General features: G+C 67.9%; 18 protein-coding genes and 3 pseudogenes. 10 read left to right on the top strand and 11 right to left on the bottom strand.

Annotated features, from left to right (window positions below; genetic code table 11):
- Positions 1-111: 111 nt before the first annotated feature.
- The 3 genes and pseudogenes from ACZ4WS_RS32140 to ACZ4WS_RS32130 form a co-directional block, all read left to right on the top strand.
- A complete protein-coding gene (locus tag ACZ4WS_RS32140; protein WP_467986051.1) occupies positions 112-2718 on the top strand; it encodes a glutaminase domain-containing protein in 2607 nt (868 codons plus the stop codon).
- Positions 2719-2817: 99 nt separating this feature from the next.
- Positions 2818-3995: pseudogene (locus ACZ4WS_RS32135) on the top strand (S1 family peptidase).
- 198 nt (positions 3996-4193) lie between these two features.
- A pseudogene (locus ACZ4WS_RS32130) lies at positions 4194-5060 on the top strand (glycoside hydrolase family 16 protein); the annotation flags it as partial.
- Positions 5061-5260: 200 nt separating this feature from the next.
- On the opposite strand, the gene ACZ4WS_RS32125 reads toward ACZ4WS_RS32130, so the two are convergent.
- A complete protein-coding gene (locus tag ACZ4WS_RS32125) occupies positions 5261-6721 on the bottom strand; it encodes a glycoside hydrolase family 76 protein (RefSeq protein WP_467986049.1) in 1461 nt (486 codons plus the stop codon).
- 34 nt (positions 6722-6755) lie between these two features.
- The gene (locus ACZ4WS_RS32120) at positions 6756-8369 is read right to left on the bottom strand and encodes a glycoside hydrolase family 27 protein (protein WP_467986047.1); all 1614 of its coding nucleotides are present in this window, start codon (positions 8367-8369) and stop codon (positions 6756-6758) included.
- Between the two features lie 257 nt (positions 8370-8626).
- On the opposite strand from ACZ4WS_RS32120, the gene ACZ4WS_RS32115 reads away from it, so the two are divergent.
- Complete coding sequence (locus ACZ4WS_RS32115; RefSeq protein WP_467986045.1) at positions 8627-9817, top strand: glycoside hydrolase family 76 protein; 1191 nt, start codon at positions 8627-8629, stop codon at positions 9815-9817.
- Positions 9818-9821: 4 nt separating this feature from the next.
- Here the strand turns inward: ACZ4WS_RS32115 and ACZ4WS_RS32110 are convergent, their stop codons facing one another.
- The 4 genes from ACZ4WS_RS32110 to ACZ4WS_RS32095 form a co-directional block, all read right to left on the bottom strand.
- Positions 9822-10853, bottom strand: coding sequence for a LacI family DNA-binding transcriptional regulator (locus ACZ4WS_RS32110; protein WP_467986044.1), 1032 nt, complete (start codon positions 10851-10853; stop codon positions 9822-9824).
- A gap of 167 nt (positions 10854-11020) precedes the next feature.
- Entirely contained in the window at positions 11021-12316 is a 1296-nt protein-coding gene (locus tag ACZ4WS_RS32105) for an extracellular solute-binding protein (protein ID WP_467986042.1), read from the bottom strand.
- Positions 12317-12362: 46 nt separating this feature from the next.
- A complete protein-coding gene (locus ACZ4WS_RS32100; protein WP_467986041.1) occupies positions 12363-13268 on the bottom strand; it encodes a carbohydrate ABC transporter permease in 906 nt (301 codons plus the stop codon).
- Between the two features lie 4 nt (positions 13269-13272).
- Positions 13273-14202: a carbohydrate ABC transporter permease gene (locus ACZ4WS_RS32095; protein WP_467986039.1), complete on the bottom strand. Its 930-nt coding sequence runs from the start codon at positions 14200-14202 to the stop codon at positions 13273-13275.
- Between the two features lie 149 nt (positions 14203-14351).
- Here ACZ4WS_RS32095 and ACZ4WS_RS32090 point away from each other — a divergent pair, with 149 nt between their 5' ends.
- From ACZ4WS_RS32090 to ACZ4WS_RS32080, 3 genes are all read left to right on the top strand, one after another.
- Positions 14352-15722, top strand: a complete 1371-nt coding sequence (locus ACZ4WS_RS32090; RefSeq protein WP_467986297.1) for a glycoside hydrolase family 125 protein — start codon at positions 14352-14354, stop codon at positions 15720-15722.
- Between the two features lie 348 nt (positions 15723-16070).
- A complete protein-coding gene (locus tag ACZ4WS_RS32085; protein WP_467986038.1) occupies positions 16071-16430 on the top strand; it encodes a hypothetical protein in 360 nt (119 codons plus the stop codon).
- 487 nt (positions 16431-16917) lie between these two features.
- On the top strand, positions 16918-17166 hold the full coding sequence (locus ACZ4WS_RS32080) for a type A2 lantipeptide (protein ID WP_467986036.1): 249 nt from the start codon (positions 16918-16920) through the stop codon (positions 17164-17166).
- Between the two features lie 995 nt (positions 17167-18161).
- On the opposite strand, the gene ACZ4WS_RS32075 is transcribed toward ACZ4WS_RS32080, so the two are convergent.
- Together ACZ4WS_RS32075 and ACZ4WS_RS32070 are read right to left on the bottom strand one after the other, a co-directional pair.
- Complete coding sequence (locus ACZ4WS_RS32075; RefSeq protein WP_467986034.1) at positions 18162-18920, bottom strand: hypothetical protein; 759 nt, start codon at positions 18918-18920, stop codon at positions 18162-18164.
- 56 nt (positions 18921-18976) lie between these two features.
- Complete coding sequence (locus ACZ4WS_RS32070; protein ID WP_467986032.1) at positions 18977-20242, bottom strand: glycosyltransferase family 4 protein; 1266 nt, start codon at positions 20240-20242, stop codon at positions 18977-18979.
- Between the two features lie 169 nt (positions 20243-20411).
- Between ACZ4WS_RS32070 and ACZ4WS_RS32065 the strand changes: the two are divergent.
- Positions 20412-21086 (top strand): annotated as a pseudogene (locus ACZ4WS_RS32065) (cation efflux transmembrane domain-containing protein).
- Between the two features lie 94 nt (positions 21087-21180).
- A complete protein-coding gene (locus ACZ4WS_RS32060; protein ID WP_467986030.1) occupies positions 21181-21822 on the top strand; it encodes a class I SAM-dependent methyltransferase in 642 nt (213 codons plus the stop codon).
- Positions 21823-22115: 293 nt separating this feature from the next.
- On the opposite strand, the gene ACZ4WS_RS32055 is transcribed toward ACZ4WS_RS32060, so the two are convergent.
- Both ACZ4WS_RS32055 and ACZ4WS_RS32050 read right to left on the bottom strand, forming a co-directional pair.
- Positions 22116-22565, bottom strand: coding sequence for a nuclear transport factor 2 family protein (locus tag ACZ4WS_RS32055; protein WP_467986028.1), 450 nt, complete (start codon positions 22563-22565; stop codon positions 22116-22118).
- A complete protein-coding gene (locus tag ACZ4WS_RS32050; protein ID WP_467986026.1) occupies positions 22562-23416 on the bottom strand; it encodes an NmrA family NAD(P)-binding protein in 855 nt (284 codons plus the stop codon). Before ACZ4WS_RS32050 ends, ACZ4WS_RS32055 begins: the two co-directional genes overlap by 4 nt.
- Positions 23417-23528: 112 nt before the next feature.
- Here ACZ4WS_RS32050 and ACZ4WS_RS32045 point away from each other — a divergent pair, with 112 nt between their 5' ends.
- Positions 23529-24473 (top strand): AraC family transcriptional regulator, encoded by a 945-nt coding sequence (locus ACZ4WS_RS32045; RefSeq protein ID WP_467986024.1) that lies wholly within the window; start codon positions 23529-23531, stop codon positions 24471-24473.
- Between the two features lie 15 nt (positions 24474-24488).
- On the opposite strand, the gene ACZ4WS_RS32040 is transcribed toward ACZ4WS_RS32045, so the two are convergent.
- Positions 24489-24923, bottom strand: coding sequence for a transposase (locus ACZ4WS_RS32040; RefSeq protein WP_467986021.1), 435 nt, complete (start codon positions 24921-24923; stop codon positions 24489-24491).
- Positions 24924-25081 lie beyond the last annotated feature (158 nt).

Raw genomic sequence — 25081 nt, 5'->3', positions numbered from 1 at the left:
CCGCCGCCATTGGTTCCGTTGGCACGCAGCACGTTCCGCCGTGACACCCCGTCAGCAACCCGTGTTGACAACGATGTCGGACTGCCGTCGCCCCCACGGAAGGAGCCCCCCATGCCCCACCCCGAAGACAACGAAGGCCCTCCCCTCGCCACTGGTCTGCCACCGCTGTCCAGACGTGGCCTGCTGCGCTGGGGTGGCGTGGCCGCCGCAGGCGTCATGGGTGGCCTCGGCATGAGTGGGCCGCCCGCCCATGCCGCCGCCCCGGCGGCCAGGGCCGCGGCTTCGACGTTCAGTCCACTGCGCCCACCCGCCACGCCGCTCGCCGTACGCTCGCCGTATCTGACCACCTGGCTGGCCGGGGACAGCCTGGCCGGCACCTGGCCCACCTTCTGGAACGGGCGCGTCACCGCCCTGTGCGGCATCGCCCGGATCGACGGGACACCGTACGTCTTCCTCGGGAGCCCGGCCCTGCCCGAGGGCCCGACGCTCAGCACGATGACGCAGACCTCGCTGCAACTCACCGCCACCCGTTCGGTCTTCACCCTCACCGGTGGCGGCGTCACCCTGACGGTCACCTTCTTCTCGCCCGTGGACCCCGGCAACCTTCAGCGCCAGTGCGTGCCGATGAGCTACATCAGCATCCAGGCCGCCAGCGGCGAGGGAGCGAGCCACACCGTCGACGTACACATCGATGCCTCCGCCGAGTGGGTGCACGGCGACAACTCCACGCAGGTCACCTGGTCCCAGCAGCAGACCGCCGCCATGACCGCCCTGACCTGCCGGCCGTCGAGCCCGGGGACGCTGGCGGAGTCCGGCGACCAGGCGTCGTGGGGCTCGCTGGTGCTGGCCTCGCCCACCACGCGGGGACTGTCCTGGCAGATCGGCCAGGACACCGTCGTACGGGCGGCGTCCGCCACGAACGGGGTACTCGCGGGCACCTCCGACACCGCCAGCCCCCGTGCCATCAACGACCGTTGGCCGGTGCTGGGTCTCCACCGCGATCTGGGCACCGTCGCCTCCGGCAGCCCGTCGACGGTGTTCCAGGTCGTCATCGGGCATGTGCGCACCCCCGCGGTGAGCTATCTCGGGGCGAATCTCAATCCGTGGTGGACGCACTACTGGAGCTCGTGGACCGACATGCTCGACTGGTTCGACAGCGACCGCTCCGCCGCCCTGACCGCCGCCGGCGCCCTGGACCAGAAGATCCACGACGAGGCCGCGAGCGCGGCAGGCGGCTCGGACACCGGCGAGCACTACGCGGCCGTCTGCGCCCTGGCGCTGCGTCAGGCCGTTGCCGGTACGGAACTCGTGGACCGGAACGGCTCGCCGTGGGCGATGCTCAAGGAGATCTCCTCCAACGGCGACTTCTCCACCGTCGACGTCGTCTACCCGGCGTGCCCCGCCTATCTCTACCTCTCGCCCGCGTATATGCGACTGCTGCTCGAACCCCATCTGTACTACGCGGAGAAGGCCGGCTGGCCCATGCAGTACGCCCAGCACGACCTCGGTGTCTACCCGAACGCGTCCGGGCACCTCGACGGCAACGAGGAGGCCATGCCGGTCGAGGAGTCCGCGAACCTGCTGATCATGGCGGCGGCCGTGATCCAGCGCCTTCCGGCGGCCGAGGCGGCCTCCTTCGCCACCACCCACTACGCGATCCTCCACCAGTGGGCCGAGTATCTGGTGGCAGGCGCCCTCGACCCCGGCTACCAGAACCAGACCGATGACTTCACCGGTTTCATCGCGCACAGCGCCAACCTCGCGCTCAAGGGCATCATCGGCATCGGCGCCATGAGCGTGGTGGCCGATGCGGCGTCCAACACCTCCGACGCGTCGCACTACTTGGCCGTCGCCCGCGGCTACGCCGGCCAGTGGGTCACGCTGGCCCAGGACTCCTCCGGTACACACCTCAAGCTCGCGTACGACCAGGACGGCACCTGGAGCCTGAAGTACAACGGCTTCGCCGACCGTCTGCTGGGCCTGGACCTGGTGCCCACCGGGGTCGCCGCGCAGGAGGCTTCCTGGTACCTGTCCCAGGCGGGGACGTACGGCGTGCTGCTCGATCCGCGCAACGACTACACCAAGACGGACTGGGAGTTGTGGACCGCGGCCTGGCTGGCCGACCACGCCGACGCCCGCGCCATGCTGGTCAACGGCGTCTACGGCTTCGCGAACAGCACGCCGTCGCGGGTGCCCTTCACCGACTGGTACGTCGTCGCCACCGGCGCCCAGCGGGGCTTCGCCGACCGCCCTGTCATCGGCGGCGCCCTCGCCCTGATGAACACCCCGGCGGCCTCCGCCGTCACCTGGTCGCGCATCCAGAACAAGAACTCCGGCAAGCTGCTGGCCGTAAGCGGCATGTCCCTGGCCGACAGTGCCGAGGTCACCCAGTACGAGGACAACGGCACCGCCGACCATCTGTGGACCGTGGTCGAGAACGGCGACGGCACCGTCAAGATCTACAACCGCAACTCCGGCAAGCTGCTGGCCGTTCACGACCAGAGCACCGACGACGGCGCGCACGTCCAGCAGTACAACGACAACGGCACCGAGGACCACCTCTGGCGATTCGTCGACAGCGGCGACGGCTGGATGAAGATCGTCAACGTGCACAGCGGCAAGCTCATGGCCGTCGACGGCGCGTCCCAGGCCAACGGCGCCCAGGTGACCCAGTGGAACGACAACGGCACTCCCGACCACCTCTGGCGACTCGTCTGATCCGCTCATGGCATTGACATGCACACAGCATTTCTCGGAAACTGTCGCCTCACAGGTCCATACCATTCCCGCCCCACACGGAAATGAAGGAGCGTTCCCATGCGACGCCTGACCAGACTTCGCTTAGGTCTGTCCGTCCTGTTGGCCCTGGGCACCGGAACCCTGGGCCTGTCCCCCGTCACCGCGGCGCCGTCGCAGCCGACGTCCGCCCGCCCCCTCTCCCCCGGCCTGACCACCGCCCTCCAGCGGGACCTCGGACTCACCGCGCCGCAGGCCCGGACGCGGCTGAAGCAGGAAGCCGCCGCGACGAAGCTCGCACCCCGGGCCGAGCGAGCGGCGGGACAGGCTTTCGGCGGCTCCTGGTACGACTCGGCGCGCGGCACCCTCGTCGTCGGGCTCACCAACATCGGTAGCACGGTGGCCGATTCCGTACGGTCCACCGGTGCCACGGTCGTGCGGGTCGCGCACAGCGCCCGTACTCTCGACGCCACGAAAACAGCTCTCGACAACGTTGCCAAGGCGGACGGCGCCCCCACGGCCGTCCGGAGCTGGCGGGTCGACCCCCGCACCAGCAGCGTGGTGGCGGAGGTCCGCGAGGGCACCGAACACAGCGCCGCCGTAAGGGACTTCCTGGCGCCGGCGCGCAAGGCTGGGCTGGGCTGCTCACCGTCCGCAGCTCCGCCGCGGAGCAGGCACCGCAGACCTTCGCCGCGGGCACCGTCGGCGGGGATCCGTACTACATCAACGGCAACACCCGCTGTTCCATAGGGTTTTCGGTGGTGGGCGGCTTCGTCAGCGCCGGGCACTGCGGCACCGCCGGCAGCTCCGTGGTCGGCTGGGACGGTTCGGCCATGGGCACCTTCGCCGGCTCGTCCTTCCCCGGCAACGACTACTCGTACATCCAGATCGGCAACGGGTGGTGGACCGTCCCCGTCGTGCTCGGCTGGGGTACCGTCAGCGATGTGCTGGTCCGCGGCTCGGCGGTGGCCCCCATCGGTTCATCCATCTGTCGCTCCGGTTCGACGACGCACTGGCACTGCGGCACCGTGCTGACCCAGAACGAGACCGTCAACTACAGCCAGGGATCGGTCTACGAGCTGACCGGCACCAGCGTCTGCGCCGAACCCGGCGACTCCGGCGGCTCGTTCATCACCGGCGACCAGGCCCAGGGCGTGACCTCGGGCGGCTGGGGCAACTGCACCGACGGCGGCCAGACCTGGTTCCAGCCGGTCAACGAGATCCTGAGCACCTACGGTCTGACACTCGTAACCGCCTGACACCTCTCGGGCTTTGCTTAAGCAGACCCTAAGGGACCTTTATGGAGCCGGACTGCGGAAATACCCGCAGGCCGAAGGGTTTTCCGTAGCCCGGCGATCCATTGGCCAAAGTAATCGTTCTGCGTAACATCAAGCCCGTTCGACTCACCCCCCACACCCGCCACCCCGTATCACCCTCCCCCCACAAAGAGGTTCGGTATGGCCGCACACCGCTCACGTTCCCTGCCCTTAGGAGGACTGGCCACCTTGGTGGCCGCCTCCCTCGTCACGGCCGTCGGCCTGTCGCTGACCGGCCCCATCACTCCCCGGGCCGATGCCGCCGTCGGCGCCCAGACCTGGTCGGACGAGTTCGACGGTGCCGCCGGCACCGCGCCGGACGCCACCAAGTGGACGCACGAGACCGGCGGTTCGGGCAACGGCAACAACGAGTTGGAGTACTACACCAACAGCACCGACAACGCCGCGCTCGACGGCAACGGCCACCTGGTGATCACGGCCCGCGCCGCCGACTCCTCGTCCGGCCTGAGCTGTTGGTACGGCGCGTGCAAATACACCTCCGCCCGGCTCAACACGGCGCAGGCCTTCACCCAGGCGTACGGTCGCTTCGAGGCCCGTATCAAGATCCCCCGCGGCAAGGGCATGTGGCCCGCCTTCTGGATGCTCGGCGACGACCTCGGCAGCGTCGGCTGGCCGAACAGCGGCGAGATCGACGCCATGGAGAACGTCGGCAGCGAGCCCGGCACCGTCCACGGCACGATCCACGGCCCCGGCTACTCCGGCTCCGGCGGCCTCGGCGCCCCCTACACCCTGCCGAACGGCCAGGCGTTCGCGGACGACTTCCACACGTTCGCCGTCGAGTGGTCACCGGACGCCATCACGTGGTCCGTGGACGGCACGACGTACGAGACCCGTACGCCGGCCGACGCGGGCTCCAACAAGTGGGTCTTCGACCACCCGTTCTTCCTGATCCTCAACCTCGCCGTCGGCGGCAACTGGCCGGGCGATCCCGACTCGTCCACCTCCTTCCCGCAGACCATGACGGTCGACTACGTACGCGTCTCGGCCTGGGAGTAGGCACCTCGCGAGCCGCGGCGAGGACACGACGGCGGTTGGCCTCGGCGTCCCGCCGTTGCGGGGGCCGGTCGGTGCCGGAGCTCGACGCCATCTCGATCGTTCGACTCCCAAAACGGAGGTGGACCTCCGATTGATCCTGCAGCGGGCCGATCGAGGCCCGCCGCAGGAACCCGTCCCGCTGAAGGAACCCGTCAGGACGCCGCGTTCATCAGGTCGAGCGCGCTCTGCTGGCGGGCGGCGTCGGTCGAATCGATCGGCCCGGCCCAGTGAAGGCCGTACGCATCGAGCGCATTGCGGTCATGGGCGTATGCGGAGTCGGCCTGCCGCCCGAGATAGGCGGTGTAGGGGCGGTCGGACAGCCGGGCGTTGAAGGCGCTCAGTCCTCGGACGTAAGCGCCCTTGAAGGAGGGGCCGTCGCCCCCGCAGCCGTCCGTCTCGCACGGCTCCCGGAGGATGCCGCCGGAGTTCAGTGAGGCGGAGGTCGTCGAGGCGTCGCCGATCTGCCGGCCGGTGGTCAGCAGCGCCGAGTCCCCCGTCGCGCGGTACAACTCGGCCAGTCCGCCCAGCAGTACACCCTGGTTGTACGACCATGCGGTGGACCCGTTGTTGGTGCAGGTCGACAGGTTGATGCCGTCGTTGACCAGATGCGAGCCGTTGATCATGCCGGTGCCCTTGAACCAGGACCACTCGGCGTTCGCCCGGCCGAGATAGGTCGTGTCGCCGCCGATGCGGTTGTGCAGTGCGGCATTGAGCTCCAGGTAGAGGGAGTTGGCGATCGCGTTCTTGTACGTCTTCGCCGTGCTCCACCACACCCCGCCGCCGCACGTCGAGTCCCAGTACGTGGCCATGTAGTCCGCGTCGGCGCGGGCGGTACTCAGGTAGCGGCTGTCGCCGGTCAGGTCGTAGGCGGCGACCCAGGCGAGCCCCCACCAGCCGGTGTCGTCGATGTAGTCGTTGCGGAACTGGCCGCCCTGCGCGCTCAGTTGACGGTCGTAGGTGTTGGCGATGGCGTACTTGTAGCTGGGCATACCGGTGACACTGACGTTGTTGATGATCGCGGTCAGGGCGTTGGCGGAGTTCCACCAGCCGGTGGTGTCGAACAGGCCGGTGGAGTTGTTGTACGACTGCATCAGCGCGGTGGCCGCCGCGGTGGGGCGGCTGTACGCGTTCCAGGTCGTACGGGCCCATGCGGTGCAGGCGATCTCGGTCCGGTCGCCCGCCTTGCCGCAGGCGCGCAGGGCGCCGACACCGTTGTTGTTCCAGTCGTCGACGTTGTACATCAGGGTGCGCCAGCCGGTCTGGCCGGTCGGGATGGTGGTGTCGCCGAGCTTGCTGCCCGAGCTCCAGGTGCGGCCGCCGTCGAAGGAGCGGTCGAGCCAGACCTCGTCGGTCGGGCTCCCGTTGGTGATCGAGGCCCAGCCCATCGCGTCGGTGTCGTCGAAGTGCAGGGTGAGGGTGCGGGAGTAGATGGTGGCGGTGACGGGCTGCCTGTCCTGTGGGGACAGGGCCGGATCGCGGCCGTCGCAGTACTTGTTGCAGATCGTCGCCTCGGGGGCGGCGGTCGCGACGCCGCCGGTGACCGTGATCACGAGGGCGAGCGTCGCGATCAGACCGGTCCCGATTCTCCGGATCCGTCTTGCCGTTGAGTTCATGTCGGCTCCATGGACGTGAGGGGGGTGAAGGCGGTCAGCCCAGACGCCACTGCTGGTTGGCGCCGCCATTGCAGGTCCAGAGCTCCAGCTGGGTGCCGTTGACGTTCCCGGTGGGCTTGTCGCCGCCGGTGACATCGAGGCAGAGCCCCGACTGGACGCCGGTGACGGTGCCGTCCGCGTTGGTGCGCCACTGCTGGTTGGCGCCGCCGTTGCAGGTCCAGAGCTGGACTTTCGTGCCGGACGACGTGCCGTTGCCGTTGGCGTCCAGGCACTGTGTGCCGCCGTAGAGCCGCAGTTCACCGGCGGCAGTGAGGGTCACGGTCTGGTTGGCGCCGCCGCCGCAGTCCCAGATCTCGATCTTGGTGCCGGGGGTGGTCTGGTTGTCGTACGCGTCGAGGCAGCGGTTGGAGGAGGCGCCGATCAGCGGATGCGTGGTCCCGATACTGGTGCCGCTGCCGACGGACACCCGGTACATGACCGAGCCGTGCCCCGGAACGTTGGCCGCGATGCTGCCGCCGGTACTGCTGATCACGTGCGACCAGAGGTTGTTCACCCGGTACGAGGACGCCGCCGGGAGGCCCACCGCGGAGGCCGAGGTGGTGATCGTGGCCGCGCTCGAGTTCTCGTTGAACAGGACCACCGACACGTCACCGTTCGCGAGGGGCTTGGCCAGCACGTGCAGACCGCCCGCTGAGGAGATCTCGGTGCCCTGCTTGCCCAGGGAGTCCTGGTCGACGGCGATGACGTCCTTGTTGCCGTAGAGCGAGAGGGTGGCCGCCGAGGCGTTGCGCAGATCGGTACCGGCGATCAGCGGCGCGGCCATCTCGGCCCACAGGCTGAAGTGGGAGCGGTCCTCGGCGAACGACATACCGTTGCCGACTTCCAGCATGTCCGGGTCGTTCCACGCACCGGGCTTTGCGTACGGGGCCAGCTGCACGTTGGCCTTGTAGATCGACAACATCGACGAGAAGCTGACGTTGATGTCGTCGGTGGTGCGCCAGCTGTTGCCGACCGCCGCACCCCAGGTCCAGACACTGGCCAGGCCCCAGTTGCAGAGGCTGTAGACAATCGGGCGGCCGGTGTTCGCCAGGGCGTCGCGCATGGCCGTGTAACGCTGCTGGTCGGGCACGTTCTGGTGGTTGCAGTTGTCGTACTTCAGGTAGTCCACGCCCCAGGAGGCGAAGCTGTCGGCGTCCGTCTGCTCATGGCCGAGGCTGCCGGGGAAGCCCTGGCAGGTGGCACTGCCGGCGCTCTCGTAAATGCCGAGCTTGAGACCCTTGGAGTGGACGTAGGCGGCGGTGCCGCTGATGCCGTCGGGGAACTTGGCGGGGTCGGGCACCAGTTGACCGGCGGAGTTCCGGGCGGAGGCCATCCAGCAGTCGTCGATGTTGACGTACTGGTACCCCGCGTCCTTCAGACCGGAGGAGACGAGATAGTCGGCGGTCTGCTTGACCAGCGTCTCGCTGACGTTGCAGCCGAAGGCGTTCCAGTCGTTCCAGCCCATCGGGGGCGTCCGGGCCAGGCCGTTGTCGAGAGCGTGGGCGCGCGGGGCCGAGCTCAGCAGGAGCAGGGGCGGGGCGAGCACCACAAGCAGCACCAGCGTGAGCACTGCTCTCAGGGGTCTCCATGGTCTTGACGGGGCGGTCATGTCTGCGTCTCCTGTTTCGCCGTGGGGGCCGGACGGACTCAGGTGTCCGGAGCTATGGAAACGTAACCATCGTGAAGGTCCCACCACCCCGATCGGACGTCAATGGTCCGTACCAAAAACGGCCGTTGAGGAATGCCGCGGGGAACTGCTGTGGCTGCGCTGACCGTTGACGACTCCGCGCGACAGTGGCAACGTTTCCATCCGCTGCACTCCTGCGCGGCCCGTGCAGGCATGGCGCTCTGAATGGAGGCGTTCCGATGCGCTTGAATCCCTCTCGCCGGGCGCTGGTCGGCGGCGGCGTCGCTGCCATGATCACGATGAGCGCGACCACTGGAACGTCCACCGCGGCGGACTCAGATGGGTCTCAACACCCTGACCGCTCCCGGGCGTTGTCACGCGGGACCGCCGCCTACGCCGCGCTGGAGAGACACCTGGCGAGCAAGGACGGCTCCGGTCTGGTCCGCGAGCAGTATCCGGCCGCCTCCGCAGACCATGCGTACTCCTACGAATGGCCCTACTCCCAGGTGCACATCGCCGCGCTCGACCTCGCGGCCGTCGACGCCCGGTACGCGGCGGAGTTGGCCGAGCGGGCGAAAGCGCAGGAGCACTACTGGAACGCCGGCGGCGGCACGACCGAGCTGCCCGGGTACGACTCCTACCCTCGCGCCCCCTACGGCTCGGGCGGCGACATGTTCTACGACGACAACGAATGGGTGGGCCTGGCGATAGTCCAACTCCACCTACAGACAGGGGACTCGGCGGCACTGGTCCGGGCCGAGGAGATCTTCGAACTCGTCAAGTCGGGCTGGGACACCGAATCCGCGCACGCCGCTCCCGGCGGCGTCTTCTGGACCCAGGCGAACTGGAGTCAGGACCGCAACACCGTCTCGAACATGCCGGGCGCCCAGCTCGCCCTCCGCCTGCACCAGATCACCGGTGAAGACGGCTACCTGGACTGGGCGAGACGGTTGTACGACTGGACGAACACGTATCTGCAGAGTCCCGGCGGTCTGTACTGGGACCATCTCGACCTGAAGGGGACGGTCGAGAAGACTGTCTGGTCGTACAACCAGGGTGTGCCGGTCGGCGTCAACGTCCTCCTCTACAAGGCGACCCGCGACCGCACGTATCTGCGCCGGGCCGAGCGGATCGCCGAGGCGGCCTACGCCTACTACGTCACGCAGGGACGGCTGTTCACCCAGCCGGTGTACTTCAACTCGATCTTCTTCAAGAACCTGCTGCTCTTGGAGTCGGTGACCGGGGACGGCAAGTACCACCAGGCGATGGCTGATTACGCGGACGAGATCTGGTCCACGATGCGCGATCCCGACACCGGTCTTGTGCACTTCAACTCCTCCGGCGGCACCGAGGCGATCCAGCAGGCGGCCTTCGCCCAGCTCTACGCCGTGCTCGCGTGGCCGCGCGAGCTGTGGCCGACGCTCTACTAGGCCTCTACCGGGGAGCCATCTCCCCCGTGCCACGGGCGATCAACCGCGACGGCAGCACGGTCCGGTGGAAGGGGGCGCCCTCGCCGTTGATGCGGTCGATCAGCAGATGGGCGGCGCGGCGGCCGAGTTCCTCGATGTCCGAGGTCACCACCGTGACCGGGGTGGGCAGCATGTCGGCCAGCTTGAAGTCGTCGAACCCCACGACGGCGATCCGGGCCTGGAGCTGCTGGCTCGCCCGCAGGACGCCTTCGGTGAGGAAGCTCGTGGTCGAGAAGATCGCTGTCGGCGGGTTCGGTGAGGTGAGCAGCGCGTGGGTGGCGGCGGAGGCCTCTTCCGTGGTGCCGCGCCGCAGGGTGACCACCAGGGCTTCGTCGGCGTCGATGCCGCTCTGCCGCAGGGCCTTGCGGTATCCGCGCAGTCTGCGGCCGGTGGTGTAGTACGAGGGGGCGACGAGGATCGCGATCCGGCGGTGGCCGTGGTCGATGAGGTGCTGGGTCGCCGTGCGTCCCCCGCCCTCGTTGTCGACGAGGACGACGTCGGCCTCGGCTCCGGTGGCGGGCCGGTCCACGAAGACGATGGGCACCTGGTCGTGGCTGTTGACCTCGTGCAGAAAGGCGTGGTCGCCCTGGTCGGGCACGATGATGAGCCCGGCGACCCGCCGCCCGATCAGCTCGCCCACGGCGCGGCGTTCGACCTTCGGATCCTCGTCGGCGGTGCTGAGGAGCACGGCGTATCCGGCCACGCTCGCCACCTCGACGGCCGCCTTCGCCAGGGACGCGTAGAAGGGGTTGGTCAGGTCGCCGAGCAGCAGCCCGATGGTCATCGAGTTCTGCCCGGGGCGCAGGGACCGCGCGATCTCGTTGCGCTGGTACCCGATCTCGCTGATCGCGGCGTTCACACGGTCGGCCGTCTCCTCGCGGACCGTCCCGATGCCGTTGACGACGCGGGACACGGTGACGAGGGCGACTCCGGCCCGCTCTGCGACATCGCGCATCGTCGGCCTGGTGTTCTGGCGCTGCGGGGGACGACTGCTCACGTGGGGCGGAGACCACCTTTCTTCACGTGTCGCGGCCACCTGAGAGGGTGCCGCGCGGGCCTGACCGGGCGAACGCCCTCAGGATACGTTTCCGGTCTCGTCGTACGCCCCGGCCGGCGGGCAGCTTGCCCGCCGACCGCGAGCAGGGGCGAACTGGAGCGGGACACCTAACTGTTGCTCTTGATCACTTCGTTGATCTTGTCGGCCATGGTCTGCAGGTCGGACAGCGGCTTCTTGCCCTGAAGGATGTCGGGCCAGTACGCCGTTACCAGGTCGTTGGCCTGGCTGGCCCACTGGGTGGTGAAGCGCACACCGATGGTGGACGAGGCCTTCAGATCCGTCTTGACGGTGGAGGCGACAGTCGTCTGCCCGGCCTTGTCGAGGGCGTTGAAGTAGGAGTCCTGAGCACCGGTGTAGGCCGGCACCGCCACGGGCGAGTCGGGGAGCACCTTGGTCCACACGGTGGAGTCGAGGTACTTCAGGACCTTGAAGGTGGCGTCCGCGTACTTGGTGTACGAGGGGGTGCAGATGCCCACGGCGTCGTACAGCGTGGCCGGCTTGTCGGCCTGGGGCAGGGGCGCGAACCCGTACTTGATCTTCGGTTTGTCCGTGAGGAAGCCGGCGGCCAGCCACTGGCCGCTCCAGAGCATGGGGATCTCCCCGGCGGAGAACAGCGACTGCTGGTTGGAGATGTCGTAACCGGGAGGCGCTACGGCGCCGCTCTTGATCCCTGCCACGAGCTTGCCGACGCCTTCGGTGTACGTGGCGTCGACGGTGACCTTGGTGGGGTGGTGGACGTCGTCGGTGAAGGGCGCGCCTCCGGCGGACTGGGAATAGAGGCTGAGACTGAAGGGGGCGTCCAGGGCGGTCATGGCGTCGGCGACCAGGCCGTACTTGGCGCCCTTCGCGTGCAGCTTGGCGGCGGCCTCGTACATCTGGTCCCAGGTCCAGCCTGCAGTCGGCACCGGTATGCCGGCTGCCTTGAAGGCATCGATGTCGTACCAGATGCCGTAGGTGTTCATCAGGGAGGGGACGCCGCCGATCTTGCCGTCGGCGGTCTTCCAGTTCTTCATGGCCGTGGAGTCGAAACTGCCGGTACTGAAGTCGCCGGAACCGGAGAGCTTCGAGGACCAGTCGGTGAGCAGCCCCTGACCGGTGTACTGCTGCTCGGTGTCGTTGCCGCACCAGAACAGGTCGGGGAGCTTCTTGGCCTGGGTCAGCGCCGAGAGCTTGTCGCTGTAGTTCCCGTTCGGTGTGTCTATGCGCTTGACCGTGATGTCGGGGTCCTGGAAACCGGCCAGGGCCTTGTCGATGAGCTTGTTGGTCGCGTTCGACTCCCAGGTCATCACGGTGACCGTGGTCTTCCCGCCCGACTCCTGTCCCGAGGAGCCGCCGCAGGCCGACGTGGCCAGCAGTGCGCCTGCCGCCAACAGCGCTCCGGCGGCATGGAGTGTTCGTTTCAACGTGGCCTCCTGGTGCGTGGGGTGGGGTCGGCTGATGTGGTGCGGGTCAGCGCTGGTTGACGGTGCCCAGAGCGCTCAGACCTTGGATGAAATAGCGCTGGGCCACGAAGAACACGGCCAGTGGGGGCAGCATGTAGAGCAGGTTGGTCGCCATGTAGAGGTTCCAGTCCGGGGTCTGGCCTGCGAACTGGGAGACGAAGGAGGCCATGCCGACGCTCAGCGGCCACTTCTCCGACGAGTACAGGTAGATGAGCGGGTTGAGGTAGTCGTTCCAGGACATCTGGAAGGCCAGAATGGACATGGTGATCCAGGCAGGGCGGGTGATGGGCAGCATGACGCTCACGAAGATCCGGAAGTGTCCCGCGCCGTCGACCTTGGCGGCTTCGTCGATGGAGTAGGGAATCGACAGGAAGTACTGGCGGGCGAGGAAGATGAACAGTGGATTGCCGCCCAGCCAGGCCGGCACGATCAGCGGCAGCCAGGTGTCGTACCAGCCGATGTCCTTGAACAGTTGGAACAGCGGGATGATGCCGACCACCGGCGGCAGCAGCATGCTTCCGACGAAAACGTAGAAGAGGACTTTCCGGCCGCGGAAGCGGAGCCGGGCCAGGGCGTAGCCGGCCATCATCGACGTCAGCACCCCTCCGATCACCGAAAGACCGGTGATGACAACGGAGTTGAGCAACAGCCGCGGAAAGTGGATCGCCTTCGGCCCGTCGATGAAGTTCTTGAAGTGGAACTCGTGGGGCAGCAGCTTGGGCGGTACCTCGAAGACCGCCGATGGGCCTTTGAGCGCGACGGCGAGCATCCACAGGATGGGCAGGATCATCACCGAGCAGATCAGCAGCGCGACCGCATACCAGGACGCGGTGCGTGCGGCCCTGCCGCGCGGGCGGCCGGCGTTGCCGGCGGTGAGCGGCTTCGGGGCAGCGGCCGGCGGCGAGGTCTTCATGACGTCAGGAGACGTGGTCACTGTAGGTCCAAATCGAGGAGAAGCGAGCGGTGGCGGCGATCAGGACGACGATGACGAGGAAGAGCACCCACACCTGGGCCGAGGCGTAGCCGAGCTGCGCGACCTGACCGAGTTTCGGGAAACCGTTGCCGTAGATCGACAGCATCAGCACCCTGGTGCTGAACCCGGGGCCGCCCAGCCCGTCCGGGGAGAGGATCTTCGGCTGGTTGAAGGCCTGGAGGGCGGTCACCATCTGCAGCACGACCTGCAGCACCATGATCGGGCTGATCAGCGGCAGGGTGATCCGGAAGAACACCGTCCTGGATCCGGCGCCGTCAAGCCTGGCCGCCTCGTACAGCTCGGTCGGGACCGCCTGGAGCGCGGCGAGAAAGATGACCATCGTCGAGCCGACGCTCCACAGCATGACGATCACGATCGACGGCATCGCCGTGTCCGAACCGGACAGCCACTCGCTCGTCGGGAGGTGAAGCCACGTCAGAATCTGATTGGCCAGGCCGACTTGGGGATTGAAGACGAACTTCCACAGTGTGATCGTGGCGACCACCGGCAGTACGACGGGCAGATAGCACAGCGTGCGCAGCAGGCTGACCCCGCGCATCCGCTGGTTGCAGAAGACCGCCAGGGCCAGTCCGACGACCAGCGAGGTCGGCACATACAGCGCGACCAGCAGCAGGGTGGCGCGCACCGAGGGCCAGAACGTGGGGTCGGTGGTGAACATCCGGCGGAAGTTGTCGAGCCCGACGAACGTCGGGTCCGACAGGCCGTTGTACTGCGTCAGCGCGAAGTACGCCGAGCGGATCATCGGGTAGACGACGAAGACCGTGAAGCCCACGAGAGCCGGCGCCAGGAACACATACGCGGCACGGGCGTCCGATCCGAGCTTTCCGCGCCGCCGGTGCGGAGTGGCTGTCACACGCGATCACCTTCTCCCTCCGGGGAGTTGACGACGGGTCAGCCATGGCGCACTCGCCGGTCTGGTGGTCGCCAGCTCTCTCAAGGTAACGTTTCCATTCCCCGTTGATCACACCGTGGCGTAGGTCACAGGAGGAGTCAAGAGGCGTGATGGTAACGTTTCCCCTTCCCGAACCTCCTCAGCCGTGGGGTGTTCCGGAGTCCCTGAGGACGCTCGGACGGAAGCTCGCCAGGGAACTGCGAGGCAGTCCGGCCGCGGACATCGTCGAGAGCTGTCTGGCCAACACGTGGACCACGTCGATGAGTTGGAGCGCCACCTCTGGAGACTCCGGAGACGAGGTGTTCGTCAGGACCGGCGACATTCCGGCGATGTGGTTGCGTGACAGCACCGCTCAGATGCGTCCCTATCTGGCCGTGGCCGAGGATCCGGAGATCGGGGATGTCCTGGTCGGTGTGTCACGGCGGCAGATCCGCTGCGTCCTCCTCGACCCGTACGCGAATGCTTTCAACGACGGCCCCACCGACGCGCACGGCGAGCCCGTCGACCGGCCCGCGCCGGGTCGCTGGGTCTGGGAGCGCAAGTACGAGCTCGACTCGCTGTGCGCGCCGTTGCAGCTGGCGTACGCGATCCGGCGGGCGACCGGCCGCGTGGACCACCTCGACGACGACTTCCGCCGGGCCGCGTGGACGATCGTACGGACGTGGCGGGCTGAGCAGGCGCACGAGCGGTCGCCGTATCGGTTCGTCCGGCCCTCCGGCCCGTTCGCGTCGGACACCCTGCCGCGTGTCGGGCGCGGCGCGCCGGTGGCATGGACCGGCATGACCTGGTCGGGCTTCCGGCCGAGCGACGACCGGTGTGCATACGGATACCTTGTGCCGGCCAACGCGTTGGCGTCCACGTGTCTGTACGGCCTGGCCGACCTGGCCGGGTCCGTCCTCCATGACGCGGAACTGGCCCAGGTGTCCTTGTCGCTCGCGGACGAGATCGATGCGGGAATCCTGGCGCACGCGGTGGTCGAGGTGGAGGGCGCGTCCGTGCTGGCGTACGAGGTGGACGGGAAGGGAGGTGTCCTGCCGGCCGACGACGCCAACCTGCCCAGCCTGCTGAGCCTCCCCCTCAGTGGCTGGTGCGCCCAGGACGATCCGCTCTACCGGTCCACCCGGCGCCACGTACTGTCCTACTCGAACTCCTCGTACTTCCACGGGAGTTACGCATCCGGGGTGGGCAGTACGCACACGCCGGACGAGCATGTCTGGCCCCTGGCGATCGCCACCGCCGGGCTGACCGGCGACGCGAACGACGCCGCTCAGGCCTTGGACACCCTGGCGACCACCACCGCCGGTACCGGTCTGATGCACGAGAGCTTCCATGTCGACGACCCCCGCCTCTTCACACGGGACTGGTTCGGCTGGGCCAATGCCATGTTCTGCGAACTCGCTCTCGACCTGTGCGGGGACGGCGTGCGCCACCTTTTCCCCGTGAGCCCGCGAGTCCCGCCTGCCGCGCCGGGCGTTGCCTGAGGGCGCGCGGCAGGCACGAATTCCCGTGCACGGGTCTTGAAACGGCCGTCTTGTTGACATTCATGTCCGGCGCAACAGCACCCGGCCCCCGCGGAGTCGCCGGCGGGGGGCCGCCCGTGGTGGCTGCCCTGGTCCGGTGTCTGGGCGCTGTACCTCAAGTCCGACCTGTCGTACGGGATACGCCGCCAGCCCATCCTCGTCACTCAGACGCACGCCCAGTCGATCGGCGAGTCGCACGTCAACTGACTCACCGCCGCCTGGTGCCCAACGTTCCTCCACGGGACTGCAAAGGCAACGGCGGGCAAGTGGCGCGTCGCGCCGCTTTCCCAGTGGAGCGCGGGAGAGTCGGTGTCGGGGAACACGAGCAGCTCCACGAGCGCGGTCGTCCGCAGCAGCAAGCACCGGGCCGCCGCGGCGGCGTTCGCGCAGTTCCTGAACAGCGATCCCGCGTCAACGAAGATGCCGGCCTCCAAACAGTCCCTCTTGGCGACCGGCGCCGTGCTGGGACGCCGGGATGGCTTTGATGCCTACCCCGATGTCAGCGGCATCTACGGCGGCGCGTGGCAGGGGCCGGTGTTCGTCATCACGCACCATCCCGACGACGCGCAGCCCGCCACCGGCGTGACGCGCTCCTGCCGGTACACGCCGACGAATGGCAAGCAGCCCGCTCAAACTTCGATGGCACGCGATCAAGCATCGATGGCATAGGACACCGGGGGCTGTCCTCACCGAGTCCCCGCAAGGCGCGTCACTCGACCGGTGGCTGAGGCCCCTGACGGAGTTCAGCATCCGCCAGTGAATCTGCACACCGGTTACGCGGAGCGCACGTCGTCTTCGAGAATCCTCACCCTGCCGACTGTCGCGCCATTCCCTTGGTGCGGTTATGTCTTATTCGCTGCAGGCAATTTTCAATTCAAGGGAACCTGCAGCTTTCGAGCGTGTGGAGAATTTGCCACCAAGTCATGGACATCTGCGCGGACAGAACACTCCGGAGGCGAAAACCCTTCACAAGGGGAGGCTGGCTCTTCTGCTTTGCGGGTCGCGCACGTGCTTTACTCTCCGCGGCACGGCAGTCGCAGGATCCCGTTACTGGGCTCTCGGTGCTGCACCGGCTACCGTGCCTGCGGCCTGTACTGCCCGTCGGCCGGACGGGTCGCAGCCTTTCCTCAAAGCCACCCGAAGGGAACTTCACATTATGAGCTCCATCCCCAAGATTGCGACCCAGGAAATGTCCGACACCGACCTGGACAACGTGTCTGGTGGCCTCGGCGGCGGTGCCTTCGCCACCGGCGGCATCGACGGGGCGGGCGCTTGGGCCTCGGGCGGCGTCGACGGTCTCGTCCCGGCTGGGTTCAACCTGTCATCCCAGGGCCTGTCCGCCCAAGGCGCTGGCGGCGTCGACATCTCGGGCATCACGGGTCTCGCCTCTACCCTCTCCTTCTGAGCGAATGGAATCGATCGTGCGCCGCTGCGCGGCATCAGCACGAGCGGTGTCCACGGCCTGTCGTTGAACCTGCTGCGCCGACAGGCCAGCTTGCATGGTCCGGGCCACTGGGGATGCTGTTGGCTGATCCGGACCGGGCGTGACGTCGGTCTCCAGGATCTGGTTGCAGTCCTGGAGACCGACCTTGTCGCATGGGGAGGGTGTCGATGTCGCTGTGTCCGGAAGGGCCTGGAGAGATCCCAGCGGAGACGGCGCGGTCGCGAAGGCTGCCTTTCCCCGGGACAGCATGACGAACAGCGAAATCTCCCGCTGACAGACGGCCACCCTGAAACGGGCAAGAAATTCACCAGCGCCGAGACCTCAACCGCCGCCCACGCCGGCTCCCGTGACCAGCAACTTCAAGATGAAACTGGCTCACTGGCACAGGACACTGGCTGTCCTCACCGAGCCGAACTGCCCGACGCCGTTGCGCCGGTCAGTGAGCAGGTGAGCACCGCTTCGCTGCAGTCCAGAGCGGCAGAGAGGTCGCAATACAGCTCTTCCGGAAACGCCCTCGCGTCGAGAGCGCAGGCTCGGACCAAGTCCTCGCACTCCTGTGCCTGACTGTCCGTGGCGAGCGCGATGCAGGCACACGACTCCGTCCGCCGAGCAAAGGGCCTTGACGGGCGACGCGGCCCTGCTGCTCCCCGCACACGCGGGGATGGTCCCGGGATGGGACAACTGGGTCTGTGTGGACGCGCAGTCGCCACGCGTGAAGGCTCAGGCTTGTTCGGTCGGGCGGACGAGGAGTTCGTTGACGGCCATGTGGCGTGGGCGGGTGACGATGTAGGTGCCGGTGTCGGCGATGTCTTCGGGCTGGCGAAGACATCCATGCGTTGCGCGACCACATGGCCGACAGCTCCCCGCCGCTGCTTGGACGCAAGCAGCGGCTCGATCCGCTCACACAGCGCATCCGGCACGATCCACGGCAACACCACTCCGCCCCGCCCGCTGCCTCAACCAGCCCTCCCCACCTCTACGGCGAGGTCGTTGTCGACTGTGTAGTAGGGGCTCAGGATGGCACCGCCGACTGTGACCGGAGGGTAGACGAACACCTCCTTGCGGTCCGCCACGTCGTCAAGAAGACGGGCGACCCGGATGAGAGGTGCTTCCGACGCTGGCTGGATGAAGACGTCCCAGACGCCGCTCCCGGCGCTCACCTCGGCGGCCAACTCCTCGTAGTTGACCGTGAAGGAGAAGCTTCGGTCGTCGTTTCCGGCCCGTGGCTCCAGTGCGCGTACGGTGCCGCTGGCGCCCCGCAGGTGCAGGCGTACGACAGCTCCCTCCAGGAGCGAGGCACCGTGCAGGCGTGCGCCGACCGTCATCGACCGGTCCGTGACATTGATGCCGTCGACCTCCGCGTGGGTGGGGCGCAGCCAGGCTCGCACCGCGAGGTATCCGTCCTTGGTGACGTACGGGATCCGGACGGCCAGCGGTGACGGCCAATCGCGGAGGTGTCCGTCAACGAGTGCCCGCAGGTCGCGAAGGCCTGGGCGCAGACGCTGCCGCTCGGATCCCGGTTCCGTGAGCAGGTACACGTCCCATCGGCCCTCCGGGAGAACGGGTTGCGGACCCAGGACGGCGCGTCGGCGGCCGTCGCTGGCGGGCTCCAGGTCGAGGGCGTGGAAGGCCTTTTCGAGCTGTCCCTTCTTCGGGCGCCAACGCAGCAGCAACTGCTGTCCGTCCGCCGTCCCCGGCGGTAGGTCGAAGGTCATCCGGCCGTTCACATCGACCGCGCAGCCAACGCGTGGTTGCGCACCGTGTTCCGTGCTCACCGCTGTCCCCTCCGAACCATGCGCAGCGCGCTGCCGGCCACGGTGAACGCGGCATCGCGGGCGGCGAACCCCTGGCTGGCCAGTAATCTGTGAGCGCGGGTACATTCTTGCGCGGCCGGTCGCCCCGCCCTTCTCGCCGAGACCGCCTCGGCGAACAGCCGCTCGGCCTGCTCGACCACAGGGCCGGGCGCGAAACGCCGCGCGTTCTCCAAGGCCGCACGGCCCGTACGACGGCGCCGCTCGTCATCACGGACCAGTTCCAGCAGGGCAGCGCCCAGCGCGTCACGGTCCCCGACCGGCACCAGCCGGCCGTCGACGCCGTCTTCGATGATTTCACCGGGTCCATAGGGGCAGTCGGTACTCACCACCGGCAGGCCGCAACGCATCGCCTCGACGATCGTCATGCCGAACGGCTCGAAGTTGGAGGCAGCCGCGCCGATTGAGCCCTTGACCCACTCTGCCTCCATGGGGGCCGCCGCCCCCATCAGGAAAACGTTGTTCCACAGGCCGAGATCCCCGATGAGCTGCCGCAGCCGATCGTGCTGCTCACCCTTGCCGTAGATGCGCAGTTGCCAGTCCGGGTGTTCGGCAGCCACCACCGCGAAGGCCTCGATGAGCAGGTCGTAACGTTTCACCGGGACCAGTCGGCCGGCTGCGACGATCACCTTCGCGGCGCCGTCCGCGGCTGGCAGCGCCGGATCCGGCACGCTGTTCGGGAGTGCCTCCACCCGTACACCAGGCAGCCGCATTTTGCGCCGGTAGGAGGCGGCGTCCGCCTCGGTCACCGTGGTGAGCGCATCGAGCCGGCGGTAGGCCCAGCGCAGCGTGTTGCGCAGCCGTGGCCGGTGGTTGTCCAGGGTGAGGTGCTCCTGCCCGATGCGTACGACGTGTCGCGGAGCCTGGAGCGCGAGATGCACATTGAGCCCCGGCCGGGTACCGATCACCACGTCGGCGTCGATTGTGGCGAGACATCCGCCGATCCGCTGGTCGGTCAACTCGCTGTACTGCAAGTACCGGTACTCGGCGCGGGGGAACACCCTCGCAGGTCTCAGATGCAGCGGATGCTCCTTCTCCTGCCTGAGGTCCACCAGCGGCCGCAGCGACACCCTCGGGTCCAGGGTTAAGTTCGGGTGCTCCCGGTGCCGCAGCACAGAGACGATCTCCACCTCGTGGCGCTCGGCCAGGGCGTGGGCCAGGTTGAAAGTGGTGGTGATCGTGCCTCCGATTCCGTAGGCGTTATGGAGCAGGAAAGAGATCTTCATGGCGGCTTAGACCAAGGCAACTCCCCTACAGTTGTGCCCCGTTACCGTTTCGTAGGGACCGCTCGATGCGCAGGGAGGCAGAGGCATTCGAGGTGATGGCTGCCGGGTTGCGGGAACTCTCGCCCGGAGCGTCACTGTCTTTCGTTCCCGACGGCGCCAGGCAGCAGTTGTGGAAACAGCCGTGCTCGTCGCCGCGACGATCACCTACAACGTCGTCGAGGCCATCGTCGCGCTCACTGCGGGCACCCTCGCCTTCTCTACGGCACTGACCGGCTTCGGACTCGACTCCGTCATCGAGGTCTCCTGCGCCGTGGCGGTCGCCCGGCAGTTCTCCGCCCTGACCACGCCACCCGCGTAGGCCGCGAGCGACGCACACTGCGGATCATCGCCGTCTCTTCTTCGCGCTCGCCGCGTACGTCACCGTCGACTCCATCCGCGCCCTGCCGGATCCGGCGAGGCCGAACACTCGTTGCCCGGCATCGTGCACGTAGCCCTGTCGCTGGCCGTGCTGCCGTTCCTGTCCGCAGCCCAGCGCACGGCGGGCCGCGAACTCGGCTCCGTCGGCGCGGTCGCCGACTCCAAGCAGACCCTGCTGTGCACCTGCCTTTCCGCGGTGCTGCTGGTCGGGCTGCTGGTCAGCAGCCTGTTCGGCTGGTCCTGGGCCGACCCGATCGCCGCTCTCGTCATCGCGGCCGTCGCCGTCAAGGAAGGCCGCGACGCCTGGCGCGGGGACGCCTGCTGCGGGGACGCCTGCTGCGGGCCAGTGCCCACCACCTCGGCCGGCTCATCGGCCGCCCCCGCCGCCGATGCCTCCGGCTGCCGACCCGGCTGCGACTGCTGCTGAACGAGGCCGACGCCGTTTCCAGACGCAGCGGTCGCCGCCGGCCGCCCGGGACGCGATGCTGAGATCGCCGACACCACGACATCCGGGGGCCTCCATGGGACACACCAGCGACCAGGACGAGCGCACCCGCCAGGTATGGGAGCGCGCTGCGCCGCACTACGACGGCTGGATGCGCTACTACGACCGCTACATGATCTGTGACGGCCGCCGCTGGGTCGGCTCCCAGGTCCAAGGACGCGTCCTGGAGGTCGCTGTCGGCACGGGCCTGAACCTCCCCGCCTACCCCAAGGGCACCGACCTGACCGGAGTGGACCTCTCCCCCGCGATGCTGGAATGCGCCCGCCGGCGGGCCTCCGATACAGGAGTCGAGGTCACCCTCACCGAAGCGTCCGCCACCGAACTGCCTTTCCCCGACGCCTCCTTCGACACGGTGGTCTGCGCCCTGGCCCTGTGCTGCATCCCCGATGACCGCGGCGCCGTCGCCGAGATGCACCGGGTCCTCAAGCCCGGCGGCACCCTGCTGCTCCTGGACCACGTCATCAGCAACTATTTCGCCATCCGGATGGGTCAGCGCCTCCTCGACCCGGTCCTGGTCAAATGCGCCGGCGATCACCAGCTGCGGCGCCCGCTGCACCTCTTACGCGAAGCCGGATTCACCGTGACCGCCCGCGACCGCTACAGCCTCGGCATGATCGAGCGCCTCGCCGCGGTCAAGAACGCGGCTCCCGGGAGCTGAACAGTGCCCCGCCGTGGAAGGATCGGCCGCAGGAACCCACCGCGCGGTGGGGCGGACACGAGCAGCGGGACAAGGCATGCAGCCGAAGTCGTTGCCCGCCTGTGCACCGAGAAAAGGGGATCCCATGGTGGCGCGGCCAGGGCCACCGTGCGGACCATGGGCCACCGTCTCTTCTCGGGCCGGTAGGCGGCCCATGTCCTCCACGAGGTCGCGGATCCCGCCGGGGCTCTCGCGCTCGGCCACCAGGGTTCCTCGGCGAGGGCGTCGAGCTCGGAGCCGCCGCGAGTCGACCGTTACTGTGCAGGCCATCCGATCGCGTTGAAGACCGCGACGGGGTCAAGGTAGTCCCGCCAGTGCGTGACTTTGCGGTCGTTGATGGTGATCACAGAGACGAAGTGGTTGTCGTAGGCCCGCCCGGTTTGGACTGCCTGCCCGTGCACCGCGTATTCAAGCACGATCACCGACGCCTCATGATCCCGGTGAACAGCCAGTTCGTCCGCGCTCCGCAGGACCATGGTGCTGCCGTAGCCGCGGTAGAGCTCGACCACGGCCCGGCGTCCCTCAACCCGTCGCGGGTATCCGGGAACGGAAATCACGTACTCGAAGATGACGTCTTCGGCCAGGAGATCGAAGAAGTGCCGTCCGTCGACGAAGCCTGCCAGTCCTTCCTCGATGATTCGGAAGAAGGGGTCCAGCGCCGCGTAGTCGCCGAAGTCGCCGAATTCGTCGATGGGCGTGGTCACTTGGCCGCCTGGAGAATCCATGCGGGTGCATTCCGCTGGGCGAAGTCCTGGAAGGTGATGGGCGGCCTGCCCGTGACCTTCTCGATGTCGTCATTCGGCCGGGAACCGTTGCCGGAGATGATGGTCCCCGTCAGCCAGCGGAGCATCACGGCGTAGTCGGCGGGTACGAAGCCGGCTGCGATCGCACCGCCGATCCATGCGTCAGGGTCGATGTCGTTGTGGGTGACGGGTCGGCCGATCACGTCGGCGATGATGTCGGCGACTTCGCTGACCGTGAGCTGTTGAGGGCCGGTCGGCGCGTACTGCGCGCCGGCATGGGCGTCAGGGTCGACCAGCGTTTCGACCGCGACCGCCGCGATGTCCGCGGCATCGACGAAGGCTTCCGCGCCCCCGCGGGTCGGTACGGTGATGGCGCCTTCGATGACCGGCACGTGTTCGTCACTGAAGTTCTGCATGACCCATGCGGGACGCAGGATGGAGTGTGTGAAGGCTCCTCGGCACGCGAGGTCGAGCTCGACGGCCCGGATGTCGACCTCCGGCGGTGCCTGGTCGCTGCCGTAGGTGCTGAGGTACGTAACGTGCCGCACCCCAGCTCCTGCGGCAAGATCGAGGAAGTCGGCCACCAGGCCGGCGTACTTGACTCGCATGACGGGCGTGACGAGGTAGACGCGGTCGACGCCGTCCAGGGCACCGGCATGCGTGGTCGGGTCGTCCCAGTCGAACAGCACGTCGGCGCCGTGGCGCGAGGCCGTACGCGCATTCAGACCCCGCTCGATGAGTTTCTGCGCCACCAGCGATCCGGTTCGTCCGGTACCGCCGAGCACAAGTGTCGCCTGTCGTGAATCGGTCATGACTCGATGGTGAGACCACCTGTCGAGCGAATCAATGCGTGATCCTCTCGGTTCTTTGTTTTAAACGCTCACAGAATTGACTGCTGTGATTGTCCTGCTCAATGCTTGGTGCATGGATCTGCTGTACGACCACCTCGCGAGAGCGCGCGCCTCGGGCGCTGTTTTCGCGCGAACGGTGGCCACGCCCCCCTGGGGGTTGCGGCTGGGGGGCTCTATCCAGCTCGCGGTGCATGCTGTCGTACGGGGGCGGGGGTGGCTGTGGTTCGACGACGGCTCTCAGAGCCCGATGGAGCTCTCGCCGGGCGACGTGACGCTTGTCCGCGGGGGCCCCGATCACTACATCGGCCATGAACCCGGCGCCGACTGCCTCGAACCGGAGGAGTTCCGGGCGCATCACGGGCGGGACGGACGCTCGGACGACCCGCAGGCCACGGTGTTCCTGTGTGGCGCCTACCGGCTTTCGGGGGATATCGGCAGCGGCCTGCTCGATGCGCTGCCCCAGGTGCTGCCACTCTCGGCGGCCGTCGGCGATCCCCTGCGCGACGTGATCGGCCTGCTGTCCCGCGAGCTGGCTTCCCCTGAGCCAGGTCAGCCCACTGTGCTGGACCGGCTCCTCGACATACTTCTGGTTCTTGCCATCCGTACCAGTTTCCGTCAGAGCACCACCGCACCTCGCTGGTACCGGGCGTCGGCGGATCCCCGGCTGAACGCAGCGTTGCAAGCCATACACCAGGATGCCGGGCACCCGTGGTCGGTCCCCGAGCTCGCCGAGATCAGCGGACTGTCCCGGGCGGCCTTCGCACGAACCTTCCGAGACGCGCTCGGCCAGACCCCGATGCAATACCTGACGGACTGGCGAATGACCCTGGCCCGCGACTACCTACGCAACGGCGAGCTGGGCCTGGCGAAAATCGCCAACGTGATCGGCTACGGCTCGCCCTACGCGTTCGCCGCAGCCTTCCGGCGCCATCACGGAGACCCGCCCGGAGCATGGCGGCAACGGGAGTTGACCCGCACCAGCAGTCCGGTAGTCGGCGACCGCATCCACCTCCGGTAGGCAGCGTCCTGGCGATCATGAGCGGAGCCAGATGACCAGTGCGGCGGACCTGACCGTTCCGAGGTAGACGTAGGCCCAGTCGTACCGTGTCGTCGCGGCAGGGAAGTTCTTCAGCTTGTTGATCGCCCGCTCGACGACGTTGCGCTTCTTGTACCGCTCTTTGTCGAGTCCCGGTGGTCGGCCGCCGGCCTTGCCGCGCTTGCGACGATTCCTCGCTTGGTCCGTCTTCTCGGGGATGGCAGGGCGGATGTCACGTCCTCGCGGGTAGCGGCGAGTCCGACGGTTGCTGTACGCCCTATCGGCGCTGACGCTGTCGGGGGTGACGCGAGGCCGCCCTGTCCCGAGCCGCGGAACGCGGATCCGGTTCATGACGGCCTCGCACTGGGTGCAGTCCGCGCGCTGTCCAGTCGTCAGGATCAGCGACAGTAGCGCGGCAGCGACCGTCGGCACTCACATGGATCTTGCTGGTGAAGCCGCCCCGGGAACGGCCGAGAGCCTCACCTGCCGCGCCACCCCCACCAGGCAGTTGACCAGATGCGCCCACACCCGATCGGTTCCGACCGCGGCGTTGCGCCCCCCTTTGGGGACGCTTGGCGCTACACGGCGGG

The sequence above is a fragment of the Streptomyces sp. NPDC029292 genome, from assembly GCF_055569295.1.
The sequence above is the reverse complement of the archived record's forward strand: the minus strand, read 5'-3'. Positions and strand labels throughout refer to the sequence as shown.